The 22,952-nt window shown below is 64.1% G+C and carries 24 protein-coding genes and 2 pseudogenes; 11 read left to right on the forward strand and 15 right to left on the reverse strand.

Annotated features, from left to right (window positions below):
• Nucleotides 1–239: 239 nt before the first annotated feature.
• Both CO675_RS12235 and uvrA read left to right on the forward strand, forming a co-directional pair.
• Nucleotides 240–869 carry an outer membrane protein gene (locus CO675_RS12235; RefSeq protein WP_502693376.1) on the forward strand — a complete coding sequence of 210 codons (630 nt, stop codon included), beginning with the start codon at nucleotides 240–242 and terminating at the stop codon, nucleotides 867–869.
• 245 nt (nucleotides 870–1,114) lie between these two features.
• Entirely contained in the window at nucleotides 1,115–4,093 is a 2,979-nt protein-coding gene (gene uvrA / locus CO675_RS12240) for an excinuclease ABC subunit UvrA (RefSeq protein WP_097672152.1), read from the forward strand.
• A gap of 145 nt (nucleotides 4,094–4,238) precedes the next feature.
• Here the strand turns inward: uvrA and CO675_RS12245 are convergent, their stop codons facing one another.
• Both CO675_RS12245 and CO675_RS12250 read right to left on the reverse strand, forming a co-directional pair.
• Nucleotides 4,239–4,607 carry a VOC family protein gene (locus tag CO675_RS12245; RefSeq protein ID WP_097672153.1) on the reverse strand — a complete coding sequence of 123 codons (369 nt, stop codon included), beginning with the start codon at nucleotides 4,605–4,607 and terminating at the stop codon, nucleotides 4,239–4,241.
• A 158-nt stretch (nucleotides 4,608–4,765) separates the two neighbouring features.
• A complete protein-coding gene (locus CO675_RS12250) occupies nucleotides 4,766–5,098 on the reverse strand; it encodes a PRC-barrel domain-containing protein (RefSeq protein ID WP_097672154.1) in 333 nt (110 codons plus the stop codon).
• 277 nt (nucleotides 5,099–5,375) lie between these two features.
• On the opposite strand from CO675_RS12250, the pseudogene CO675_RS41405 reads away from it, so the two are divergent.
• The 3 genes and pseudogenes from CO675_RS41405 to CO675_RS12260 form a co-directional block, all read left to right on the forward strand.
• Nucleotides 5,376–5,723 (forward strand): annotated as a pseudogene (locus tag CO675_RS41405) (hemerythrin domain-containing protein); the annotation flags it as partial.
• 27 nt (nucleotides 5,724–5,750) lie between these two features.
• A complete protein-coding gene (locus tag CO675_RS41410; RefSeq protein ID WP_245452738.1) occupies nucleotides 5,751–5,939 on the forward strand; it encodes a hypothetical protein in 189 nt (62 codons plus the stop codon).
• A 77-nt stretch (nucleotides 5,940–6,016) separates the two neighbouring features.
• Complete coding sequence (locus CO675_RS12260; RefSeq protein ID WP_245452728.1) at nucleotides 6,017–6,421, forward strand: c-type cytochrome; 405 nt, start codon at nucleotides 6,017–6,019, stop codon at nucleotides 6,419–6,421.
• Nucleotides 6,422–6,487: 66 nt separating this feature from the next.
• On the opposite strand, the gene CO675_RS12265 is transcribed toward CO675_RS12260, so the two are convergent.
• The 3 genes from CO675_RS12265 to CO675_RS12275 all read right to left on the reverse strand — a co-directional run bounded on the left by CO675_RS12265 (nucleotide 6,488) and on the right by CO675_RS12275 (nucleotide 9,110).
• Nucleotides 6,488–7,426: a YVTN family beta-propeller repeat protein gene (locus CO675_RS12265; RefSeq protein ID WP_097672288.1), complete on the reverse strand. Its 939-nt coding sequence runs from the start codon at nucleotides 7,424–7,426 to the stop codon at nucleotides 6,488–6,490.
• Nucleotides 7,427–7,645: 219 nt separating this feature from the next.
• Nucleotides 7,646–8,185, reverse strand: coding sequence for an SRPBCC family protein (locus tag CO675_RS12270; RefSeq protein WP_097672157.1), 540 nt, complete (start codon nucleotides 8,183–8,185; stop codon nucleotides 7,646–7,648).
• A gap of 157 nt (nucleotides 8,186–8,342) precedes the next feature.
• Nucleotides 8,343–9,110, reverse strand: coding sequence for an AAA family ATPase (locus CO675_RS12275; RefSeq protein ID WP_097672158.1), 768 nt, complete (start codon nucleotides 9,108–9,110; stop codon nucleotides 8,343–8,345).
• A gap of 177 nt (nucleotides 9,111–9,287) precedes the next feature.
• Here CO675_RS12275 and CO675_RS12280 point away from each other — a divergent pair, with 177 nt between their 5' ends.
• Both CO675_RS12280 and CO675_RS12285 read left to right on the forward strand, forming a co-directional pair.
• On the forward strand, nucleotides 9,288–9,695 hold the full coding sequence (locus CO675_RS12280) for a PaaI family thioesterase (RefSeq protein WP_097672159.1): 408 nt from the start codon (nucleotides 9,288–9,290) through the stop codon (nucleotides 9,693–9,695).
• A gap of 4 nt (nucleotides 9,696–9,699) precedes the next feature.
• Nucleotides 9,700–10,023 (forward strand): hypothetical protein, encoded by a 324-nt coding sequence (locus tag CO675_RS12285; protein ID WP_143278991.1) that lies wholly within the window; start codon nucleotides 9,700–9,702, stop codon nucleotides 10,021–10,023.
• Nucleotides 10,024–10,136: 113 nt separating this feature from the next.
• On the opposite strand, the gene CO675_RS12290 is transcribed toward CO675_RS12285, so the two are convergent.
• From CO675_RS12290 to CO675_RS12305, 4 genes and pseudogenes are all read right to left on the reverse strand, one after another.
• Nucleotides 10,137–11,012, reverse strand: coding sequence for a PCC domain-containing protein (locus CO675_RS12290; protein WP_097672161.1), 876 nt, complete (start codon nucleotides 11,010–11,012; stop codon nucleotides 10,137–10,139).
• A gap of 4 nt (nucleotides 11,013–11,016) precedes the next feature.
• Nucleotides 11,017–12,636 (reverse strand): annotated as a pseudogene (locus CO675_RS12295) (acyl-CoA synthetase); the annotation flags it as partial.
• A 245-nt stretch (nucleotides 12,637–12,881) separates the two neighbouring features.
• Complete coding sequence (locus tag CO675_RS12300) at nucleotides 12,882–13,283, reverse strand: SPW repeat protein (RefSeq protein ID WP_097672163.1); 402 nt, start codon at nucleotides 13,281–13,283, stop codon at nucleotides 12,882–12,884.
• Nucleotides 13,284–13,467: 184 nt separating this feature from the next.
• Complete coding sequence (locus tag CO675_RS12305) at nucleotides 13,468–14,406, reverse strand: tetratricopeptide repeat protein (protein ID WP_097672164.1); 939 nt, start codon at nucleotides 14,404–14,406, stop codon at nucleotides 13,468–13,470.
• A gap of 100 nt (nucleotides 14,407–14,506) precedes the next feature.
• Between CO675_RS12305 and CO675_RS12310 the strand changes: the two genes are divergently transcribed.
• The gene (locus CO675_RS12310) at nucleotides 14,507–14,779 is read left to right on the forward strand and encodes a GNAT family N-acetyltransferase (protein ID WP_097672165.1); all 273 of its coding nucleotides are present in this window, start codon (nucleotides 14,507–14,509) and stop codon (nucleotides 14,777–14,779) included.
• Nucleotides 14,780–14,793: 14 nt separating this feature from the next.
• On the opposite strand, the gene CO675_RS12315 is transcribed toward CO675_RS12310, so the two are convergent.
• Both CO675_RS12315 and CO675_RS12320 read right to left on the reverse strand, forming a co-directional pair.
• Nucleotides 14,794–15,585, reverse strand: a complete 792-nt coding sequence (locus tag CO675_RS12315; protein WP_198964587.1) for a fumarylacetoacetate hydrolase family protein — start codon at nucleotides 15,583–15,585, stop codon at nucleotides 14,794–14,796.
• A 150-nt stretch (nucleotides 15,586–15,735) separates the two neighbouring features.
• Nucleotides 15,736–16,149, reverse strand: a complete 414-nt coding sequence (locus CO675_RS12320; RefSeq protein WP_097672167.1) for a DUF3597 domain-containing protein — start codon at nucleotides 16,147–16,149, stop codon at nucleotides 15,736–15,738.
• Nucleotides 16,150–16,437: 288 nt separating this feature from the next.
• Here CO675_RS12320 and CO675_RS12325 point away from each other — a divergent pair, with 288 nt between their 5' ends.
• On the forward strand, nucleotides 16,438–17,349 hold the full coding sequence (locus tag CO675_RS12325) for a DUF2189 domain-containing protein (protein WP_097672168.1): 912 nt from the start codon (nucleotides 16,438–16,440) through the stop codon (nucleotides 17,347–17,349).
• Nucleotides 17,350–17,582: 233 nt separating this feature from the next.
• Nucleotides 17,583–18,398 carry a lytic murein transglycosylase gene (locus tag CO675_RS12330; RefSeq protein ID WP_097672169.1) on the forward strand — a complete coding sequence of 272 codons (816 nt, stop codon included), beginning with the start codon at nucleotides 17,583–17,585 and terminating at the stop codon, nucleotides 18,396–18,398.
• Between the two features lie 178 nt (nucleotides 18,399–18,576).
• Here CO675_RS12330 and CO675_RS12335 read toward each other — a convergent pair whose 3' ends face one another.
• The 3 genes from CO675_RS12335 to CO675_RS12345 all read right to left on the reverse strand — a co-directional run bounded on the left by CO675_RS12335 (nucleotide 18,577) and on the right by CO675_RS12345 (nucleotide 20,345).
• Nucleotides 18,577–19,554, reverse strand: a complete 978-nt coding sequence (locus tag CO675_RS12335) for an AraC family transcriptional regulator (RefSeq protein ID WP_158231231.1) — start codon at nucleotides 19,552–19,554, stop codon at nucleotides 18,577–18,579.
• Nucleotides 19,555–19,749: 195 nt separating this feature from the next.
• On the reverse strand, nucleotides 19,750–20,175 hold the full coding sequence (locus CO675_RS12340) for a DUF3574 domain-containing protein (protein ID WP_097672171.1): 426 nt from the start codon (nucleotides 20,173–20,175) through the stop codon (nucleotides 19,750–19,752).
• Entirely contained in the window at nucleotides 20,163–20,345 is a 183-nt protein-coding gene (locus CO675_RS12345) for a hypothetical protein (protein ID WP_097672172.1), read from the reverse strand. The genes CO675_RS12340 and CO675_RS12345 overlap by 13 nt, the downstream gene beginning before the upstream one ends.
• A 292-nt stretch (nucleotides 20,346–20,637) precedes the next feature.
• On the opposite strand from CO675_RS12345, the gene CO675_RS12350 reads away from it, so the two are divergent.
• Nucleotides 20,638–21,753 (forward strand): AraC family transcriptional regulator, encoded by a 1,116-nt coding sequence (locus CO675_RS12350; protein ID WP_245452736.1) that lies wholly within the window; start codon nucleotides 20,638–20,640, stop codon nucleotides 21,751–21,753.
• 309 nt (nucleotides 21,754–22,062) lie between these two features.
• Here the strand turns inward: CO675_RS12350 and CO675_RS12355 are convergent, their stop codons facing one another.
• Nucleotides 22,063–22,350 carry a hypothetical protein gene (locus CO675_RS12355; protein ID WP_092114028.1) on the reverse strand — a complete coding sequence of 96 codons (288 nt, stop codon included), beginning with the start codon at nucleotides 22,348–22,350 and terminating at the stop codon, nucleotides 22,063–22,065.
• Between the last annotated feature and the right edge of the window lie 602 nt (nucleotides 22,351–22,952).

Consider the following 22,952-nt stretch of genomic DNA (forward strand, 5'->3'; position numbering starts at 1 on the left):
TCGCTTTGCATGGAGACAAGAGCCGGCCCCGCGCCGGCTTTTTTGCGCGCAAGCGCACTTCGCCTGGACCGTTTTCCGCGCATTGTGGTTTCACGGATACACAACTTCCAAGATTTCTATGTAGAAACACACGAGCGTCACACGACAGGGCTGTGACGCTCCCTTCAAGTTTGGAGGGGCAACAAGAAAATGGGACTGGGACTTTGAAAATCAGGAATGTTTTGCTGGCATCGGCCAGCATGTTTGCCTTCAGCGCAATTGCACCGGCGATGGCCGCCGACATGGCGGCTCGCGCGCCTTACGTGAAGGCTCCGCCGCCGGCCGCGATCTACAACTGGACCGGCTTCTACATCGGCGGCTTCGGTGGCTATGCCAGCGAGGACTCCGGCAACCCGAAGATGGAAGGCGGCTTCGGCGGCGGCACCATCGGCTATAACTGGCAGGCCGGCAACATCGTGTACGGCCTCGAGGCTGACGGCGCCTGGGCTGACGTCAATGCGTCCGCTACCGCTTTCGGCATCACCGCGACGAGCAAGATCGACTCGCTCGGCACCGCGCGCGGCCGCATCGGCTTCGCCGTCGACAAGGTGCTGTTCTACGGCACCGGCGGCTACGCCTGGGCCGACAACAAGCTCACCCTCAGCGCTGGCGGCGTGAGCGTCTCGCAGAGCAACTTCCACTCCGGCTGGACGGTCGGCGCCGGCATCGAGGCGTTCATTGCGCCGCAGTGGTCGATCAAGGGCGAGTACCTGTATCGCAGCCTCGGCGGCGAGACCTACTTCGGCATTCCGTCTGCCGACATCAACCTGCACACCGTGCAGTTCGGCGTGAACTATCACTTCGGCGGCCCGATCGTCGCCAAGTACTGAGCGAAAAGCAGACCTCAGGGTCTCGGAAAGGCCGGCCTCGCGCCGGCCTTTTTGCGTCTGGGAACCGCATCCTGCTGACGGCTGCTGCCAACAGGCAAACTATCCGTTGATGGACGCGACTCAGCACTGGAAATTGTCGGCCGTTCTTCCTACGTTCCAGTCTTCTCACCCATCGGCGCAAGGTCCCGGCAGCACCGGCGATGCGCGCCCAAAAGGCGCCCGATCATGCGCCCGGAACTGTCGCTATGGATGAAGTGCTCAAGGCGAAGCGCCAACAGAACGCCGGCTCCTCATCGCGCGCCATCACGATCCGCGGCGCGCGCGAACACAATCTGAAGAACATCGACGTCGAGATTCCGCGCGACAAGCTCGTGGTGTTCACCGGCCTGTCCGGCTCCGGCAAGTCGTCGCTCGCGTTCGACACCATCTACGCCGAGGGCCAGCGCCGCTACGTCGAGTCGCTGTCGGCCTATGCGCGGCAATTTTTGGAGATGATGCAGAAGCCTGACGTCGACCAGATCGACGGCCTGTCGCCGGCAATCTCGATCGAGCAGAAGACGACGTCGAAGAACCCGCGCTCCACCGTCGGCACCGTCACCGAGATCTACGACTACATGCGCCTGCTGTGGGCGCGGGTCGGCGTGCCCTATTCACCGGCTACGGGCCTGCCGATCGAAAGCCAGATCGTCTCGCAGATGGTCGACCGCGTGCTGGCGCTCCCCGAGGGCACCCGCCTCTATCTGCTGGCGCCGGTCGTGCGCGGCCGCAAGGGCGAGTACAAGAAGGAGCTCGCCGAGTACCTCAAGAAGGGCTTTCAGCGCGTCAAGATCGACGGCACCTTCCATGAGCTGTCGGAGGCGCCGGCGCTCGACAAGAAATTCCCGCACGACATCGACGTCGTGGTCGACCGCATCGTGGTGCGCCCCGACCTCTCCCAGCGCCTTGCCGAAAGCTTCGAGACCGCGCTGAAGCTCGCCGAGGGCCTCGCCGTGATCGAATACGCCGATGCGCCGGCGGCGGCCGCCAGCGAAGACAAGAAGAAGACGGCGAAGATCCATGACAAGAGCGGGCCCGAGCGCATCCTGTTCTCGGAGAAGTTCGCCTGCCCGGTCTCCGGCTTCACCATCCCCGAGATCGAGCCCAGACTCTTTTCCTTCAACAACCCCTACGGCGCCTGCCCGGCCTGCGGCGGCCTCGGCGTCGAGCAGCATATCGACGAGGACCTGGTCATCCCCGACAAGGAGCTGACCTTGCGCAAGGGCGCGATCGCGCCGTGGGCGAAATCGTCCTCGCCCTATTACATCCAGACCCTGACCGCGCTCGGCAAGCACTACAAGTTCACGCTCGACACCAAGTGGAAGGACCTGACCAAGAAGGTGCAGGCCGCGCTGCTGCACGGCTCCGGCGACGACGAGATCAAGTTCTCCTATGAGGACGGCGTCCGCTCCTACGACACCAAGAAGCCGTTCGAGGGCGTCGTCACCAACATCAACCGCCGCTACCGCGAGACCGAAAGCGAGTGGGCGCGCGAGGAGCTCGGCAAGTATTTCTCCGACGTGCCCTGCGCCGGCTGCAACGGTTATCGGCTGAAGCCGGAGGCGCTGTGCGTCAAGATCGGCGGCAAGCACATCGGCGAGATCTCCGAGCTCTCCGTGAAGCGCGCCGGCGAATGGTTCGAGACCGTGCCGGAGGCGCTCAATGCGCAGCAGAACGAGATCGCGACGCGCATCCTGAAGGAGATCCGCGAGCGCCTGACCTTCCTGCTCGACGTCGGCCTCAACTACCTGACGCTGTCGCGCTCCTCAGGCACGCTGTCCGGCGGCGAGAGCCAGCGCATCCGCCTGGCCTCGCAGATCGGCTCAGGCCTGACCGGCGTGCTCTACGTGCTCGACGAGCCGTCGATCGGCCTGCACCAGCGCGACAATGCCCGCCTGCTCGAGACGCTGAAGCGGCTGCGCGACCTCGGCAATACCGTGGTCGTGGTCGAGCATGACGAGGACGCGATCCGCCTCGCCGACTATGTGCTCGACATCGGGCCCGGCGCCGGCATGCATGGCGGCCACATCGTGGCCGAAGGCACGCCCGACCAGATCATGCGCAACCCGAAATCGCTGACCGGCAAATATCTCACCGGCGAGCTTTCGGTCCCCGTGCCCGACCGGCGGCCGCCGAACCACCGGCGCACCATCAAGGTGATCAATGCCCGCGGCAACAATCTGAAGAACGTCTCGGCCGAGATTCCGCTCGGCCTGTTCACCTGCGTCACCGGCGTCTCCGGCGGCGGCAAGTCGACCTTGCTGATCGACACGCTCTACAAATCGATCGCGCGCAAGCTGAACAATGCCAGCGAGGGCGCCGCCCCGCACGACCGCATCGAGGGCCTCGAGCACATCGACAAGATCATCGACATCGACCAGTCGCCGATCGGCCGCACGCCACGTTCCAACCCCGCAACCTATACCGGCGCCTTCACGCCGATCCGCGAATGGTTCGCCGGCCTGCCCGAGGCGAAAGCGCGCGGCTACGAGCCCGGCCGGTTCTCCTTCAACGTCAAGGGCGGCCGCTGCGAGGCCTGCCAGGGCGACGGCGTCATCAAGATCGAGATGCACTTCCTGCCCGACGTCTACGTCACGTGCGACACCTGCAAGGGCAAGCGTTACAACCGCGAGACGCTGGAGGTGCTGTTCAAGGGCAAGAGCATCGCCGACGTGCTCGACATGACGGTCGAGGAAGCCGCCGAGTTCTTCAAGGCGGTGCCGCGCGTGCGCGAGACGTTCCAGACCCTGCATCGTGTGGGCCTCGACTACATCCATGTCGGCCAGCAGGCCACCACGCTGTCCGGTGGCGAGGCCCAGCGCGTCAAGCTGGCGAAGGAGCTGTCAAAGCGCGCCACCGGCCGCACGCTCTACATCCTGGACGAGCCGACCACCGGCCTGCACTTCCACGACGTCGCAAAACTGCTCGAGGTGCTGCACGAGCTGGTCGCCCAGGGCAACACGGTCGTGGTGATCGAGCACAATCTCGAGGTCATCAAGACCGCCGACTGGGTGATCGACCTCGGTCCCGAAGGCGGCGATGGCGGCGGCGAGATCGTCGCCTGGGGCCCGCCCGAAGACATCGTGAAAGCGCCGAGGAGCTATACCGGCAAGTTCCTGGCGCCGGTGCTGAAGAAGGCCAACAGCAAGCCGAGGAAGAGCAGCAGCGCGAGTGAAGCGGCGGAGTAGCCGCATCGCGTACGGACGGTAACGCTGCTTGCGGGTCTTCTCGGGTGAGTGCGTAGGATCGGTCGAGCGAAGCGAAACCCATCAACCCTACTCTCGGCTCGAGTGATGGGTGTCGCTTCGCTCCACACATCCTGCGGAATCCGAGTCAGCTTCCGCGGTGGGTAGCAATCTGCCAGACGTTGGCCCAGGAATCCCGGACCATCGCTCGTCTGTCACCGTAAGGCGTATCCGCAGGCATCTCGATCGATTCAGCGCCGGCCGCAATCGCACGCCGATAGGTCTCGTCCGCGTTCTCAACGTAGACATAGAGAAAGGCCGGCATCGCCTCGCGGACGCCTCCGCCGTCGCTGATCAGGATGATCGAGTCTCCGATCCGAATTTCCGTTGGCGCTCCGGATCGAACGTCGCCCTCCGCACCGAAAACGTCTCGAAGGAATCCGGCCAAGCCGGTGAGGTCGCGCGTGACAATTCGCGGTATGACGGAAGGCCAGCCGGCGGGCTTGAACTGGGGCATGGGTCTGTTTTTGCCTGAGCCACGACGACGCGTCGTCGATTAGAACGGTAGCCCGGATGAGTGAAGCGACATCCGGGGGCCTTCTCGTAGCCGTCGACCTCTGTCCCGCATGTCGCTACGCTCGTGCGGGCTACAACAACCGTCCCCTCACCTCCGCCCTACACGGCCCAATAATTCGGGTGCGTATAGGCGTGCGAGCGGTCGCCCCAGTCGAATTCGTCGCCGTCGAACTCGGATGGGCCGGTCCGCAGATCGTCCAGCGTCACCTCGGCCTCGAAGGCCTGGCGCGCAGGATCGAATTTCAAGGCACTCCACTTGACCGGATAATGGTGGTGGCTGCTGAGCACGCCACCAGTTTTGATCACGGCGTACGCCACCGTTCCGCTCACCTTGTCGAGCATCAGCCGCTCGATCGATCCGAGCTTTGAGCCATCGCGCCCGAACACGCAGACATGCTCGACGCGGTCGCTGGGCACCAAGGTATGATGCATGGCATCCTCCCTGTTTTCCCTGGTTCAACCGACATTATAGCACCAGAGCACGCCCGATGTGCAGAGATCGCATCCACCCCGGCGCGCCAAACCCGCCTGCTCACCGCCGCGACTTCACCCGCCGCAGCCCAATCCCGGTAGCGGTCGCCCCGATGCCTTCGCGGCGATACCCGACCTTGAGCCGCCAAGCAAATTCGGCTGCGCCTTGATCCAGCGCAAACTCCGGGACGGTCTTTTCGTCTACTGATTTATTCAGCCTTCTGCGTGGATCACTGCCATGATCATCGACATTCTGTCCCGGGAACACCGCAATATCGAGCGGCTGCTTACCGTACTTGAGCACGAGCTGGATATCTTCGATCACGCCGGCCGGCCGGACTACGAGGTGATCGGCAGCATCATCGCCTATTTCGAGGTCTACACAGAACTTTACCATCACCGCCAGGAAGATCTGATCTTCGCCAAGCTCCGGCTCCGCGATCCGGTCGCCGCCGCGAAAATCGGCGATCTCGCGCACGAACATCAAAAGGGCTCCGATCGCCTGCACCGCGTCGCGCACGCCGTCGCCAATGTGCGCGCGGGGGCCGAGATTCCGCGCGAGAATGTCGACGCCATCATCCGCGATTTCCTGGCCCACGAACGGCGGCATATCATGATGGAAGACCGCGATTTCTTCCCGACCGCGATCAAGGTATTGACGCCGCAGGACTGGGCCGAAATCGCGTCCGCCCTCTCCCCGCACAAGGATCCGCTGTTCAGCGATGTGACCGAAGCGCGGTTCGACGTCCTGCGCAACCACATCATGGAGCTGGAGAAGGAGGCGGAAGCCGAGCGGCATTAGCCACCATGCCGGGCGGCTGCCGGCACATCGATCCACATTCTCACCGATTACAATCCAATCCATTTCCGGAGACTCTCATGATGGGAATGAAATTCGGCGCCGCCTGCTCTGTCGGCAGCGTTGCGCTCGCCGCCACCTTGCTCGCAACGTCCGCCGCGCCCGTCCGCGCGATGGACGGTGACCCGATCGCGGGCCAGGCCATCTTCCAGCGCACCTGCGTGAACTGCCATTCGCTCGACGTCGGCGTGAACAAGGTCGGCCCGAGCCTGTGGCACATCGTTGGCCGCCAGCCGGCGTCGGTCCAGGGCTTCGACTATTCGGACGCCATGCGCGGCAACAAGACCCCCTGGGACGCAGCAGCGCTTGATAGCTACCTCGCCGATCCTCGCGGCGACGTTCACGGCGTGAAGATGTTCTTCAAGGGGCTGCCCGACGCTCACGATCGCGCCGACGTCATTGCCTATCTGAAGACCGCGCGCTGAATCTCGCAGCGCGCGTGCGATGAAGGAGCCGGCATGTTGCTTCGCTCATGCGGGCTACCGCCACAGCTACTCCGTCCGTCTCAGGAACGCCCCGAACGCGCGCGGGCCGTCGCCGACCTTGACCTCACCAACCACATTCAGCTCGGCGGCATCGATCATAGTCAGCGTGTTGCTCTCCCAGTTCGCGACCACGATGCGCTTGCCGTCGGCAGTCGCCTCGATGCCTTCGGGGTAGTCGCCGACCGTGATCCGCTTCACCGGCTGCAATGTCGCGAGATCGAACACGCTGACCTTGCCGTCATATTGGTCGGTGACGAAGCCGCGGCCCTGCGCCAGCGCCACCGCATAGGGGCGCAGGCCGACATGGACGCGGCCGATCTCGTGGGCGGTTAAGATGTCGATCACCGAGACGTCGTTGGAGCCGACATTGGCGGTGTAGGCGCGCTTGCCTTCGGCATCGATGGTGACGCCGAACGGACGGGTCCCGACCTTCACGACCCCTCGCCGCTCGTGCGCGGAAATGTCTGATATCGACACGCTGTCGTCGTCGCGGTCGGCCGAGAGCAGCAGCCGCCCGTCCGGCGTCACGGCAAGCCCGGACGGCGATGCGCCGACCGCAAGACTGGCGACGACCCGCTGCTCCCTGGCATCGATCACCCGCACCGCCGCGGCGTACCAGTCGGCGACATAGACGGTTGCGCCGTCGGGCGCGACCGCGATGCCGAGCGGCCCGCCGCCGACCTCGACCCGGCCGACCACTTTTCGCGCCGACGCGTCGACCAGCGTGACCGCCTTGGCATCGGGGCTCGTCACATAGGCGAAGCGGCCGTCATGGCTGACGGCAATGCCCGCGGGCTTGCCGCCGATCGGGATCGTCGCGACCGGCTTTTGGGTCGCAAGATCGACCACCGTCAGATCGTCGCTGAGCTGGTTGGTGACGAAGGCTTCCTCGGCCTGCGCGCCACTGAGGCTGGCCAGCAGCGCAATGAAAACGACCTTCGGCAGGACGAACGCGCGATGAGTTGGGGTTGAAGCAATCTCGCCACGAGTGCATTGCACCTCTCCCGCTTGCCGGGGAGGTCGGATCGCATCGATAGATGCGGTCCGGGTGGGGGCTCTCTCCAAGATGCGACTCGCGGAGGGAACCCCCACCCTAACCCTCCCCCGCAAGCGGGAGAGGGAACGCAGTTCCGATGCCGCGAATTAAACTTGATCCCAACATGCTCAGCTGCCGCTCTCGATCTTCTTCTTCAGCGCCGCCAGGCCGCCCCTGTACAGCTCGCTCACCGCCTTCACCGCGGCCTCGTCGTTCAACTCCGGCGGCGGATCGTTGTTGGGAAAGCCGCGGTAGAACGCGCCGGCCCATTCCAGCTTCGCCTTGCCGCCCGGCGCCGGCGACACCGAGAGCGTCGAGGAGTAATTGGTGACCGGCAGCACCTTCACGTCGACAGCCGTGATCCGGTACGAATAGCTCATCATCTCGGGCTCGTATTTGTAGAGCTCCTCGTCGATGGTAATGCCGGGCGCCAGTGTCAGCCGCCGCGTGGCGCCGATCTCGTTGCCCTTCTCGCCCTCGGTCTTGGCGACACCGGCGAGCCAGCTCATATCCTGAAAATTGCCGATCACCGCCCACACCTTGGCCTGCGGCGCGTCGATCTCGATGGATTCCCGCACCTTCTGGCGGGTCGGCCCATGGGCCCAGGCGGCCCCCAATACGGCCAATGCCGCCACCACCACGCCAGCCTTCGCGATCGTCAGCCTCATCCTTGTTCCTCTCCCGATGTCTGTCGGCCCCGCGCCGCCTGGCGCATGCCGCAGTTTATGGTTCGAGGTTCTAGACTAGATCGTGGGCCGGCTTCTTGCACCAGAGCGAAGTCGCGGCCGCCGGCTTCCCCGCGAGGCAAGCCTGCCGGGATCGGCCTCACTCCGAGATCGCTGCCTCGACGAACCCCTTCGGGTCATCGCAGAACTCGCGCATCAGGCGGTAGTGATCGGTATCCCGCAGGCTGACCGGCTCGAGCCCGTATTTGCTCAGCCGCAGCAGCGTCGCGTCGGGATAGGCCATCAGGACCGGCGCATGCGTGGCCATGATCACCTGGCAGTGGCCGGTGCCGTTCATCCGGTGCAGCAGCTTGAGGAATTCGATCTGCCGCGAGGGCGACAGCGCGGATTCCGGCTCGTCGAAGATGAAGATGCCCTGCCGCTGGCAGCGCTCCTCGAAGAAGCGCAGGAAGCCCTCCCCGTGCGAATGCGACAGGAAGTCCGGCGGCAACGCGCCGACGTCCTGCGCTGCCTCGTCCAGATATCGTGCAACCGAGAAGAAGCTTTCGGCGCGGAAGAACCAGCCGTTGGTGACCTTGGGCAACCAGCTCGCGCGCAGCGCTGACGCCAGCGAGCCGCCCATTTTCTCCAGCGCACGACCATGGTCGACCGCGCGATAGCCCTTGCCGCCGCCGGCGTCGTCATAGCCGGCCATCACGGCGATACCTTCCAGCAACGTCGACTTGCCGGTGCCGTTCTCGCCGACGATGATGGTGATCGCCTTGTCGAAACTGAGTTCGAATTCGTCGCGCAGCAGCGGCAGCACGAACGGATATGCGTTGCGATTGGGAATGCGCTCCGGATCGAGCCAGACGCGCTTCAAATACGGCGCGGGCATGTTGATCGGGCGGTGTCGTCCTCTGGCCATTCGTCCTGCTTCCGGTACTCCGCGGCGGCGCCAACCACGATCCCAGATCGAGGCAAACCCGTCAAGAACACAACGGGAACGCACGGACTGGTCTGGCGCGCATGTCGGCGCACAATGCTAGGTTCAACGTCCCGCGCATGCGACGCGGAATCAGCAAGCCTTGTTGGGATCCCCGAAATGACAACCTCGCCTCCAGAAGGGTTCAAGCTCCTGCCGAGCCGCCCAGGGTTCATCGACCATAATGGCCCCTACTACTGGCGCGAGACCGGCGACGCCGCGCCTGAATGGGGCTTTCAGAGCGACGACCGGCACGGCAATCCCTACGGCTACATTCATGGCGGGGCGATCCTCGGCTTTCTCGATACTGCCCTCGGCAGCGCCGTGTTCATGGCAACCAAACGCAAATGCGCGACCGTTTCGCTGGACACCCGCTTCGTCGGCGGCGCCGCGCCGGGTCCATGGATCATTGGCCGCACGACCTTGAAGAAGGTGACGCGGACTTTCGCTTTCGTCGATGCGGAAGCCTTCGCCGACGACAAGCTGCTGGTGACGGCCGCCGCCGTCTTCCGCGTCTTCGACGACTGAGCCGATGCCAAGTCGCACCTACATGCTTTTCCGCGAGGCGATCCTCACCGAGCAGCAAGTGGTCTGCATCTACGACGGCCGGCCGCGCGAACTGTGCCCGCATATCATCGGCCACAACAAGAGCGGCGAAGAGGTCGTGCTGGCCTGGCAGTTCGCCGGCGAGAGTTCGGGCAAGCTGCCGCAATGGCGCTGCCTGCGGCTTGCCCAGGTCACCGCGAGCGGCTTGCGCAAGGGCACCTGGCACGAGGGCGGTTCGCACCGCACCGAGCAGACGTGCGTCAACGCGATCGACCTCGACATCAACATCCATGTCCGCAAACGGCGGTGAGCGGCCCTTACCTCTCGCCAGAATGCAGAAGTGTGCCCCACTGACCGCGCAGCATATTCGATGTCGTCCCGGCCTTCGCCGGGACGACGCGTGGAGAGACCAGAGGACGCCCCCTACGGCCGCTCCGCCTCCTCCAGCACTTCCAGCACCAGCTCCATCGTCATCAGCACGGGATTGTCGCCGCGCACCAGGCGTCCCTCGGCGATGCCGCCGAGATAGTCGACCAGCGCGATGTCGAGGCTGGCACGCAGCCGACGATTGGCGTCAGGCGCGATCTGCCCCGCGGTCACCGCAAGCTCGGTCGCGAACGGCACCACGCTGTGGCCTTCGCGAAAGACCGCGCCGATGGTCGAGCCGACGCCGCCATGCAGCCGCGCGCGCAAGATGCCGTGCTGGCGGCAGAAGCCTTCCAGCGCGCAGGCGAAATCCTGGTTCGGCCGAAGCCGCAGCGCAAAGGCATGGCTTGTGGCCTTCGCCCCGCGCGGCGCGCTGGCAACCGGGCCGAACAGCTTGAAATTGGTCTCGCTGTCGGGCTCCGCCACAAACGTCGCGCCGTCGATGCCGAATGCGCTGACCTCGAACGGCTCGGCGACGATGGTTGCATCCGGCAGCATGTGTCCGCCGTTGAAGCGGCCGTCGGCCTCGGTCCACAGGCCGTGGCAATGGAAGAACGGCGCGCCGTCGCGTTCGCCGAAGGTCAGCGCCGCGAGCTTGAGCCGCGTCACGCCATCGGGACGAAACGTGTCGCTGTAGAACGCGGCGTTGACGCCGTCTTTCGACAGCGCCGGCATCACATAGGCGAACGGCCCGAGCGCGCCGCCGGTGGCGTTCAGTACGCCGCCGGAAAATCCTTCCGCAGCAAAGCCGCGGCGCACCGCTTCGAGCAGGGGAATGCCGGCCTCGAGCACGAAGGAAAACGCGCGGCCGCGCGCGGCGACCCATTGGATGCGCTCGGGTATGGGAGCGCCAGGCTGGGCGATGCTGCGCATCGCCTCAGGTGCCCGTCGATTTGGCTGTTACCTCGAGCAGTCCGCGCGCCTCGAGCTCGTCGCGGATCAGCCGCTTCGGCACCTTGCCGTAGCCGGACTTCGGCAGGGCATCCCAGAAGAAGAAGCGTTTTGGCATCTTGTAGCGCGGCACCTTCGGCGCGAGGTACGCCGCAAGCTCCGCCTCCCCGACCGCGTCCACGCCCTCGCGCGCGACGCAGACGGCGATGCCGACCTCGCCCCAGAACGGGTCGGGCACCCCGAGCACGGCGACCTCGCCGACCGCGGGATGGGTCAGGAGCTTCTCCTCGATCTCGCGCGGATAGATGTTGGAGCCGCCGGAGATGTACATGTCGGAGGCGCGGCCGGTGATGTAGACGAAGCCCTCCTCGTCCATGTGGCCGAGGTCGCCGGTGCGGAACCAGCCGTCGCGGAACGCCTTCGCATTGGCCTCGGGGTTGTCGTAGTAGCCGGCGAACACGCCCGGGCCGATCACGCAGATCTCGCCGGTCTCGTGCGCCTTCAGCTCGCGTCCATCGTCGCCCTGGATCGAGACCTGCATGCCGGTACGCTCGAAGCCGCAGGTGCCGATCCGCGCATGCGGACCGTCCTCAGGATCGTGCAGGCCGGGCGGCAGCACGGTGATGTTGCCTGTGACCTCGCCGAGGCCGAAATACTGCACCAGCACGCCGCCGAGCTTGTGCAGCGCCGCCTTCTGGTCCTCGCGGTACATCGGCGCGCCGGCATAGATGATGTAGCGCAGCGAGGAATAGTCGTGCTGGTCGGCGGCGGGATGCTCGACCATCATCTTCAGGATGGTCGGCACCGTGAACATGTTGCTGACGCGGTATTTGGCAATCAGGCGGTACGCCTCCGCGATGTCGAATTTCTCCGACGGCAGCAGAATGGTCGGCACGCCGCGAGCGGTCTGCACCAGCTGATGCACGCCGGCGCCATGCGACAGCGGCGCCACCACCAGCGAGGCGTCCTGTTCGGTGGTGCCTGGCATCAAGTCGGCGAGATGGTTGGTGATCACGAAGGCCATCTGGCCGTGAGTCAACACCGCGGCCTTGGAGCGGCCGGTGGTGCCGGAGGTGAAGAAGAACCAGCAGGGATCGTCGTATTCGACCGGGGTGTTCTCGACCGCGGCCCCGGCGTGCCTGGCGATGACGTCGCCAACGGTCGCCTCGCCGAAGGTCCCCTCCTCGCCGATCCGCCAGACGAATTCGAGCGCGGGATTGGCGGCCGCCTTGGCGTGCTCGGGGAAGTCGGCATGGCACAGGAACGCCTTGGCGCCGGAGGCTGCCGCCAGATAGGCGACCTCGTCCGGCATCAGGCGGAAATTGGTCGGCACCCAGACCGCGCCGAGCCGGAAGGCCGCGAACATCGACCAGAACATCTCGTCGCAGTTCTTGGAATGCACCAGGATGCGGTCGCCCTTGCCGATGCCGCGCGCGGCGAGCGCCGCCGCCAGCGCCGAGACGTTCTGGTCGATGTGGCGCCACGACCAGGCCTTCTCGTTCCAGATGAAGCCAGGACGATCGCCGTGACGGCGGGCGTTCTGGGTCAGGATGTAGGCCAGGTTCATCACCCGGCGCGACACCCGCGCGATCCCGCCGCGCGGCGCGGCAGCAGCCGTCCCGCTTTTGCCGCCCCGCCGATACGCACAACAGACAGGGCATGGTCAGGACGGTCATCGGGTTTTTCCTCGGTCAGAACCGGGCGTCTTCAAGCGCCGCAAGGGATTGGTGCCCCCCGGTTTATCGCCAAGCAGCGCGCCTCGGCAAGGCCCGCCGGGCGCGGCGCGACGATCCCGCGCCGTCAGCTGCCAACCCGACGGTGCTTGGCCCGACAATACTTGGCCCGAGACCGCTATTGCGGATGCTTGGCCAGGTCCTGCTCGCTCAGGTTCCAGTCCTGCCAGAGCTGCAAGGCGCCGATCATGGCGACCAGCCCGCCGAGCAGGATGTGCCAGAGTTGCAGCGTCTGGTCTTCCGCATAGCCGAAGATGTTGGGCGATGCGATCAGCCAGAGGCCGAGCGCGATGCTCGCCACCTCCTCCCAGCGATGCAGCGCGACATATTCGAGCTGGGCGAGGCCCAGCACGAGCATGCCGACCACGAAGCTGTTGAGCACCAGGTGACTGCGCTCGACGTCGACGACGTCGCTGACCTGCATCGGAAACCAGGGCGAGACCATGATCAACACGCCGAGCAGCATGCCGAGCCAGTCCTCCCAGGGGCGGTGTGTGCCGAAGAAACGATTGTCCGACATGACGAACCTCCTTGCGACAAGGGGCATACGTCAGCGGCCGGCCTCACCACTCGGTACCAGACGACCATTGGGCCGCATCCGGGGCGTATGTCTGGGATCAAGCCTAATCGAATTGCATCGGCCCGCAAGGCCCGATCCGCGTATGTGCGATGCGGCAGGCTACGATGGCCGTGGGCGTCGCGGGTCAGCCGCCGAGCCGCGCCAGTGCCTCCTTGGCGGTCTTCAGGTCCGGCTGCAGCTCGAGCGCCCTGCGAAGATCGGATGCGGCGCCCTTCTTGTCGCCGAGCCGCAGCTTGGCCTGGCCGCGGTTGTTCCAGGAATTGACGTCGGCGGGATCGTATTGCAGCGCCTTGTCGTAGTCGGCGATCCCGCCCTTGTTGTCGCCCTGAAACAGCCGCATCAGGCCGCGGTTGCGCCAGCCGCGCGCATCGGTCGGCGCAAGCTTCGTGGCCTCGCCGTAGTCGGCGGCGGCGCGGTCGAGCTGCTCGGCATCGCGGTAGACATTGCCGCGGTTGATGTAGGCGAGGACGTTGGGATCGAGCTTGATCTCGGTGGTGAAGTCGGCGATCGCGTGCGCCGCGTCGCGCTTGCGGTAGTAGACGAAGCCGCGATTGCCATAGGCGGTGGAGAGTTCTGGATTGTACTTGATGGCGAGGCTGAGATCGGCCAGCGCACGGTCGAGATCGCCCTTGTTGAGCCAGGCGTCGCCGCGATTGTTGTAGGCCATCGCAAACGCCGGATCGATCCGGATCGCCTCGTCGTAGTCGGCGATGGCATGATCGAGATCCTGCTTGAAGGCGTAGACGCGGCCGCGATTGGTGTAGGCGCAGGCAAAGGCGGGATCGAGCTTGATCGCCTCGTTGAGGTCGGCAAGCGCGGCGTCGAATTCGTGCTTTTCGGTCAGTCCGTGGCCGCGGTTGCAATAGGCCCCGGCCAGCCGCCTGCCGCTCTGGGTCTTGCCGTCGATCACCACCGTGCAGGCGGTGACGCGGTCGCTTGGGGCCGTCGTGGCGCCAATGCAGGTCTGCCAGCTCGGATCGTCCCCGGCGGCGGCTCGCGGAGGGTTTGGCAGCGTCAGCGCTGCGCCGAGCAATCCGGCGGTCAACCAGGCAAGAATGCGCATATCGTCAATCCACAAATGCCAATTTGCGGGTTGGTCGCGGCTTTGCACCGGCGGGTTCACGGGCTTAGATCAGGGCAGGTGAATCAACCGGGATTTTGCGATGGCTGCCGTCCGCGACAACAAGGCCGAAAGGCGTTTCGAACTCGACACCGCGGGCGGCACAGCCTTTGCGAATTACCGGCAGACACCCTCGGCCATCATCATCACCCATACCGAGACACCGCGCGCCCTGCGCGGCCGCGGCATCGCGTCGGAGCTGGTCAAGGGCGCGCTGGAGCTGATCCGCGCCGACGGCCGCAAGGTGATCGCCGGCTGCGGCTTTGTGGTGGACTATCTCGACAAGCATCCGGAATTTGCGGACCTTGCCGGATAGCGCCCTGCCCGGCGTCAAACGATCTTGATCGACATGTCAGGCAAGCCCTCGAGCTTGCACAGCAGCACGTCGCCCTTGACCACCGGGCCAACGTTTTCCGGCGTTCCGGAATAGATGATGTCGCCGGCCTTCAGCTCGAATGCCTCGGAGAGCTTTGCGATCTGCTCGGCGACGCTCCAGATCATGTTCTTCAGATCCGAGCTCTGCCGCACCGTGCCGTTGACCGCGAGCGAGATCGCGCCCTTGGTGAAATGGCCGGTCTTGTCAGCCGGATGGATCGGCCCGAGCACCGCCGCATGGTCGAAGCTCTTGCCGATCTCCCACGGCTTCTTCTCCGCGGCCATGCCGTTCTGCAAATCGCGCCGCGTCATGTCGAGGCCGAGCGCGTAGCCGTAGACGTGATCGAGCGCCTTGTCGGCGGGGATGTTGGTGCCGCCGGACTTCAGTGCGGCGACCAGCTCGACCTCATGGTGATAGTTCTTGGTCAGCGACGGATAGGGATGATCGGCGACCGTGCCGATCGCAACGTTCTGGATCGCATCGGTCGGCTTCTGGAAGAAGAACGGCGGCTCGCGGGTCGGATCGGAGCCGCGCTCGATGGCGTGCGCGGCGTAGTTGCGGCCGATGCAGTAGATGCGGCGGACCTGGAACACCTCGGCGGCGCCAATGATCGGGATCGTCACGGCCGGGACCGGAAACAGCGCCTTCGGCGCGGCCTCGGCGTGGACCGGAAGAGGTTGCACAGCTGCGCCGGCCAGTGCGAGGGCGCCGGTCGCAAGCACCGTCCGGCGATCGAGATCCGTCACGAGAGTTTTCATGGGAGTTGTCTTGGGGGTTTTCTTGGGAGTTTTCATGGGCGTTCTCCTTCTTGTCCGCCGATCTATAGATGCTCGCCGGTTCATGAAAAAGGGCCCGCGCTGGCGCGGGCCCCGGCCGCGTGCGGGATGATGATCCCGTCAGTGCTTGATATCGGGGGGCAGCTTGCCGCCATTGGCCGCGAGCTTGGTCATCACCTGCTTGTGCAGCCAGATGTTCATGCTGGCGGAATCGTTGGTGTCTCCGGTGTAGCCGAGCTCCTTGGCGAGCTCCTTGCGCGCCGACAGGCTGGAGTCGATGTCGAGCGCCTTCATCAGGTCGACGATCGAGGTCCGCCACTCGAGCTTCTCGCCTTTTGCGGCAACGGCCTTGTCGAGGATCGGGGCAACGTCAACGGACTGCGCGGGCGCGGCGCCAGCGGGTACCGCGGCGGGAGACGGCGATGCGCTACCGGATACACCGGCGGGAGCTGCGCTCGTGGCCGTTCCGCCGGCGGGCGCGGCGCTGGCGCTGCTGCCGAAGATCGCGCCCATGATTTTTCCGAAAATGCTCATCGTTCGCTCCCAAGAGAGTTGAGATGTGAAGGCCACACGGCAATGCGCCGGCTGACCGAGGTCGCAGTTCAAGTGTATCGCCCCCTCAATACCTTGCCAATGCGACATTCACCTAAGCGTGAGTGCTTTTGCCGCGGTTTGGGAGTACCCTTGCTGCACAGTTCGCGACACGGCCAGTTCCCTGCTTTGTCTTTCGCGTCTGGCTTGCTCGTGATCGCTTCGAGAGGCGGTACGTTTGTGCCCGCGCACCGGGCGCAGAATGCGCCCGCCCAGAGGGAGACAACGACCATGGCCACTCCATACCAAGGCAATGTCACAGGGATGACGCAGAGCGGACAAGGCGCCGCATCTGCGCCGATCATCCGCACCATCGGCCTGTCCGATTTGCACCAAGCGCTGCGTCTCGGCTGGGAAGACTTCAAGGCAGTACCAAGCCACGCCATCATCCTCTGTCTGATCTATCCGGTGCTCGGCATCGTGCTTGCGCGCACCGTGCACGGCTATTCCGTGCTGCCCCTGCTGTTTCCGCTGGCCGCGGGCTTTGCCCTGCTCGGCCCGTTCGCCGCGATCGGCCTCTACGAGATGAGCCGCCGCCGCGAGGACGGCGGTGAGGCATCCGCGTGGGACGCCATGCAGGTATTCCGCTCGCCGTCATTCGGCGCGATGCTCGGGGTCGGAACGTTGTTGTTCGCACTGTTCGTGACCTGGATCGCAACCGCACAGGCGATCTACGCCGCGGTGTTCGGCTATGCGGTTGCGGCCGACATTCCCGATTTTGCCACGCGCGTGCTGACCACATCGCAAGGCTGGTGGTTGATCGTGGTCGGCTGCAGCGTCGGCTTTCTGTTCGCGCTCGTCGCGCTTTGCATCAGCGTGGTCGCCTTCCCGATGATGCTCGACCGCCAGGCAAGCGCCGGCGAAGCCATGGTGACGTCGATGCGCGCTGTCGCACAGAACCCGGTGCCGATGGCGGCCTGGGGCCTGATCGTCGCGGTGTTACTGGTGCTCGGCACGATCCCGTTCTTCCTCGGGCTTGCCGTCGTGATCCCCCTGCTCGGTCACGCCACCTGGCACCTCTATCGCGAGGTCATCGTCAAGGATCCGAACGCACGGCCGGTGATCCCCGAGCCGCGCGAGCGCAAGCCCGCCGCCGACTTCCCGGCCAACCTGTTCCCGTGGCGGCGCAGCGATCGCGGATGAGCGACCGTTAACCCGAACTCGTAAACCCCAAAGCAACCGCCGGCCGATTATATTCGGCCGGCGGTTTGTCGTTCCGGATCGTCAAATGGGTGTGAAGTTGGCGTGGCATTTGCAGCACGGCCTGAGATAGACAGCTCGATCACGAGCCATGTTTTGGCCGCTGTTGCCGCGAACATACCCGCCGGGTTTCGCGACCAATCGATGACATCGCAGACGCCGGAGTGCAATTGCCTATGACCTCGCGCTTTTCCTTTCACACGCTCGCCGTCGGGGCGTGGCTCCTGACCTCGACCGCGTCTGTGCTCGCCGCCCAATGCGGCACGGGCACGTTCGAGTCCTGGCTCGACGACTTCAAGAAAGAGGCTGTGACCAAGGGCATTTCGCAGAACGCGATCCAGGCCGGGTTGAATGGCGTCACGCAGGACAAGGCGATCCTGGCGCGCGACCATTCGCAGCAGGTGTTCAGCCAGACCTTCGAGCAGTTCTCGGGTCGTATGGTGCCGCCGCGGCTCAATCGCGGCTCCGACATGATGAAGCGCTACGGCTCGGTGCTGTCGCGGATCGAGGAAGCCTACGGCGTGCCCGGCGAAATCCTGGTCGCGATCTGGGGGCTGGAGACCGATTTCGGCGTCAACACCGGCAAGTTTCCCACCATGCGCTCGCTGGCGACGCTGGCCTATGATTGCCGCCGCTCCGACATGTTCAAGGCCGAGCTGATGGATGCGTTGCGCATCGTCGAGCGTGGCGACCTCTCGCCGCAGGAGATGCGCGGCGCCTGGGCCGGCGAGATCGGCCAGACCCAGTTCATGCCGTCATCCTACATCAAGTTCGCGGTCGACTTCGACGGCAACGGCAAACGTGACCTTTTGCACAACGTGCCTGACGTGCTGGCCTCGACGGCGAACTTCCTGAAGAGCTACGGCTGGAAGAAGGGCAAGGGCTGGGAGCCCGGCAGCGAGAATTTCGCGGTCATCCAGCAGTGGAACAAGAGCGAGGTGTACGCCAAGACGATCGGCTACTTCGCGACCCAGCTTGCCAAAGCGCCATAAGGTCCGTCAAAGCGCCGATTGCCCCAGGCAATTGGCCTTTGTCGCCGCGATCAACGATTTCCTTCGCGATGCTGGCGCGAGTGGCCCCTGCCAGAGGGGTGCCGCAGGCCTCCATCTTGCCGTTCAGCATCGCCGACCCAGCCACTATCGTGACGGTATGCCGTTGAAGCGTTTGCCGTCAGCTGCGCAGCGATGCGGCGCGGATGTCCGACGGCGTTGCGCCATAAAACCGGCGAAACGTCCGATTGAAGTAGGATAGATCGCCGAATCCCGATTCAAACGCGATCGTGCCGATGGTGCTGTCGCTCCGGACCGGGTCCGTCAAGAGGCGATGCGCGTGCGCCAGGCGCTGAGCCAGCACGAATTCCGAGAACGTCGTGTCCACCCTTTCGAACAGTCTTTGGATATAGCGCGGCGCGAGCCGCAGGCGCGCCGCCACGGCGAGCAAGGTCAGATCGCCGTAGCTGAGATTCTCAGAGATGTCGGCCTTGACCGCGGCGAACCGCGCGGCCGCCAGCCCTCGATCTTCTGCGACGGCCGTCCCATCCGGATTCGCGCCGACGACCAGCGACCCAAGGTCGACCAAATGGGTGACCACTGCGTCGAGTAGTCCGGGTGTCGAAAGACGATATCCCTCGTCCAGTTTCCGAAGGTAAAGCGCGAGCAACCGCAGTGCTTCCGTGTTCGGTGGCAATCCGCGCATGAGTACGTCGTCGAGATTGGAGACCAGCGGCGCGAGCGCCTTGCGGGGTAGCCTGAGGCCGATGAAGCGGGTTGGCAATTGTGGGAGGACGGCCATGCGGCCGACTTCCGCGCTGGACATCAGCACGGCTTCACCCGGGCCGATCTTGACCTCGCGACCACGTTGCGATGCGTTCATGCTGCCGCTTGTTGCGATCGTCAGAACGAGGTCGTCAGTGCCGTCGAGCAGTTCGCGCGGCCTTACGACCCGTAGGTTGGTGCACGCCCAGGAGCCGGTGCCAAGGCCGGGCAACTCACGCAACCTTGCTTCGGCATGGAATGCACCTTCGATCAGCGGCTCCGGCTCGAGCTTCATGACCAGCCGTCCGACCTGTTCCCGGAAGATCGCCAATCGATCTCGTTCGCCCCAATCAGCGGTCGAGAACCGAAATTCGATGACGTCTTTCTGCTTCATTGTCGTCGGCTCATCCTCGTGGACGCGGGATGCGGCCGGGTATGGGCGGCTGATTTGTGGCAGCCCGACAGCACCTTTCTCCTGCCGCAAGGCACGAACGTTTGCTTCTGCAAGATAGGCGCAAATTCCTGTCATCTGGCCGGCGACCAACCTTGCCCGCTCGATCGGGATGGATGTTGCGGTTACAGCGAGCGGTCAGAACGATGCGCAAGTGGTCGAGAGCGTGAGGCCAACCGACTGTTGATGAAAGCGCTGCCGGTACGCGGTGCTGATCTGCGTCAGGCGTGCCAAGGTCTCCGGGGTCTCGGCAGCGATGATGCGCACGACAAAGGATGGCTCGCGTGTGATCCGGCCGGTGTCCGGGTCGCGCCACTGACCGAAGGCCCTGAGCTGGGTCAATCCATCCGGAAAGCGCGGTGTCACCTCCTTCAGAAGGAAGTCCGACCACTGGGCGTCCGATACGCGGCCATGTCCGGCAATCCGACGTCCAAACAGCAGTTCGGCCTGCGTCATCGACTTGCCATTGATCAGCTGGCAGGACGTTGCTGCACTTTCGGCAGAAGATGCGTTAGTTCCCGCAACGAGGACAAGCCACGCCGCAGCCAGGATCACTGCGCGCATGAAGTTCGAACTGTGAGCTTTGCGACCGGCAACGGCTTGGGTTTTGCGGTCCGGGCGATCCAGGCAAACAGGATCATTTCGAGGAACACAGCCAGGACGCGGATGATACCCATGGCAAGCCTGACATCGCCGGGCGGGATTTCAACACGCAAAAGTAGTGCTAAAATCACTTAATATCCTTCTGCGAGCGAACCAATCTTGCGCTATGGGTTTTAGCGACTTGTCCGCCCGCCGGCTTGGACAGGCGCGACAACCCATTGGATGAAAGCGACCTAGCGGGTCGGTATTTCCCAAGTTTTGTATACGTTTCGGCCAATGGGACGTGCGGTCCACCTCGGACTGCAATTGCCGCAGGGGCGAACCACGGATGGAACATACCTAGGGCGCTTTGACACAGCCGAGTCATTGGCTAGAAGCCCCCTGCGTCGCGTGCGGTTTTTACCGCCGGACCGGGTCGCCTTGGTGAACCTGACGCGGCAATCCGGCGACACCTATTGCGACAGCCTGAGCTTCCCGATGACCTCGACGGCCGACGACGTTGCACTTTCCCGGTTTTCCCTGGAAGATTTTGCCGAGCAGGACCGCATGGCCGCATGGCGTGATCTGTACGGCCGGCTGGTGCTGAATGCCGACCTCACTCCACTGCCGGATCATTCCTTGCATGCGGACGTGACTGTGCGGATGCTGCCCAGTCTGTCCATCACGTCGGCCAGCATGTCGGCATTTCGCTACGAGCGAGGTGCGGAACAGCTGGCGGATGGCAACGACGGGCTTGTTCTGGTGATGGGTTCGCACGATGCCATGATGGTGCAGCGTGGACGCGAGGTCACGTGGAGCGCCGGCGATGCGCTGTTGGTCAGCTCGGCGGATCCGGCCGCGATGGTCTGCCCTGCCCCGGCGAAGATCCTGTGCCTTCACGTTCCACGGCAGGCGCTGGCGCCACTGGTGAGCAGCGTCGATTCCTCCGTGATGCAGCCTATTGCGTGCTCCACAGAAGCGTTGAAATTGTTGATGAACTATGTTGGAGCCCTGCAGGAGGATTATGCGCTTGCCACGCCTCAGCTACGGCACCACGTGGCCTCGCATGTGCACGATCTGATCGCTGTGGCGCTCGGCGCAACGAGAGATGCCGCGGCTCTTGCCCATGGGCGGGGCATCCGCGCAGCGCGGCTGCGTGCCATCAAGGCCGACATCATCGACCATCTCAATCATGGCAGTCTCACGGTTGCGACTGTAGCGCGGCGGCACGGCGTCACTCCGCGCCAAGTGCAACGAATGTTTGAAGCCGACGGGACCACATTTTCACAATTCGTGCTTGGGCGCCGTCTCGCACGCGCGCATCGATTGCTCGTCAATCCGCGCTACGCCGATCGGCCTGTGAGCGCGGTCGCCTTTGAGGTCGGTTTCGGCGACGTGTCCTATTTCAACCGCACCTTTCGCCGGCAATACGGGGCGCCCCCCTCGGATGTGCGGGAATCGGCGCGAAGAGGACTGATCATCGGCACTCTATCCAGAGCAAGAGAAGGGCATTCGATCGGGGCGCCCGCGCGGCGCGATCCCGTCCGCCCGCCGGAATAGGACGATTGCATCGAGCGTTTGTCGCGGGCGAGGCACCGCCGCTTTCGGCAATCCGCAACATGGTCTGGCCGGCCTTCAGATTGCCCAAACGGGCCGACCAATACGGCGCTACCACACTCATCGAGGTCGGCTATTTCGCTACCCAACTCGCCAAGGCGCCATGGAGCGGAGCGTAACGAGCGCTTCGATTGGTTTCGAAGCGTGATTGCGAGCAGTGGCTTTCTGATTCAATCCGAACCGATCACGCGGGTACGCAAACCAAAGGGCCGATTGCCCCAGGCAATCGGCCCTTATTCCATGATCAAAAGCTTACTTCGCCATGCTCTCTTCGGCGGCCTTGCTGAGGTGCGCGCCGCATGCGCCCCACTTGTTGTTCAGCATTGCGTCCTGCGCGAGCGAGACTTCCTTCTCCGCCGCGAATTTGACCTCATTGTCGGCCATTGCTTCCACCGCAGCTTCAGTCTTGCCGAAATTGGCACCGCTGCAGCCGACGCCCATGTGATGACGATGAGCGGCCTGGGCAGGAGCAGCGACGGCGTAAGCAACGGCAGCCATGCTGGCTGCGGCGATGAATGTTTTAATCATGGGATGATCCATCTCTTGTTCTTGGACAGATCCCTGCGTGATTGCGGAATCTGCAGCGCAATTATTCGCTGTTCCCGGCGCCGTTCAGAATGAACTTCGCGCGATACGAATGTGATCGGCGCTGCACGCGGATCGCGCATGCGTTGCATAGTGTTTCGATTACATGTCGGTAAGGAAGCGGCGCCGCATTAGCTTTGCTGCGAACGTTCACTTCAACCGAATGTACTTCCGATAATCCTCAGCACATTCCGCGCGACCCGCTGGACACGACGGAGATCCGCGCGGCGGCGCGGGACCAAAATACCTCTACCGTCAATGCGACCGATTGACGCCCCTGTCGCTTCAGAAGACGTCAGCATCATAAGATGAATAAATAATCATTTCTACGGCATCTTGTCGCATGCGAATCACGCATAGAACACATCGACGTGATCCGGCCAATGAGGGTGCCGAAAAGCTTGATGGGACGGTCTTTGGCTACCACATATGAAGCTTGATCTGGCCCGCTAAAATTCGGACAAGGGATTGATTTCAAGCAAACTTTTCTAAGACGTGACGCATTGGCGGAACCTCCGTTTTTGGATCAGCTCCGCAAGTGCCAAACGGTTAATCAA

It is taken from the genome of Bradyrhizobium sp. C9 (assembly GCF_002532045.1).
GTDB lineage: Bacteria > Pseudomonadota > Alphaproteobacteria > Rhizobiales > Xanthobacteraceae > Bradyrhizobium.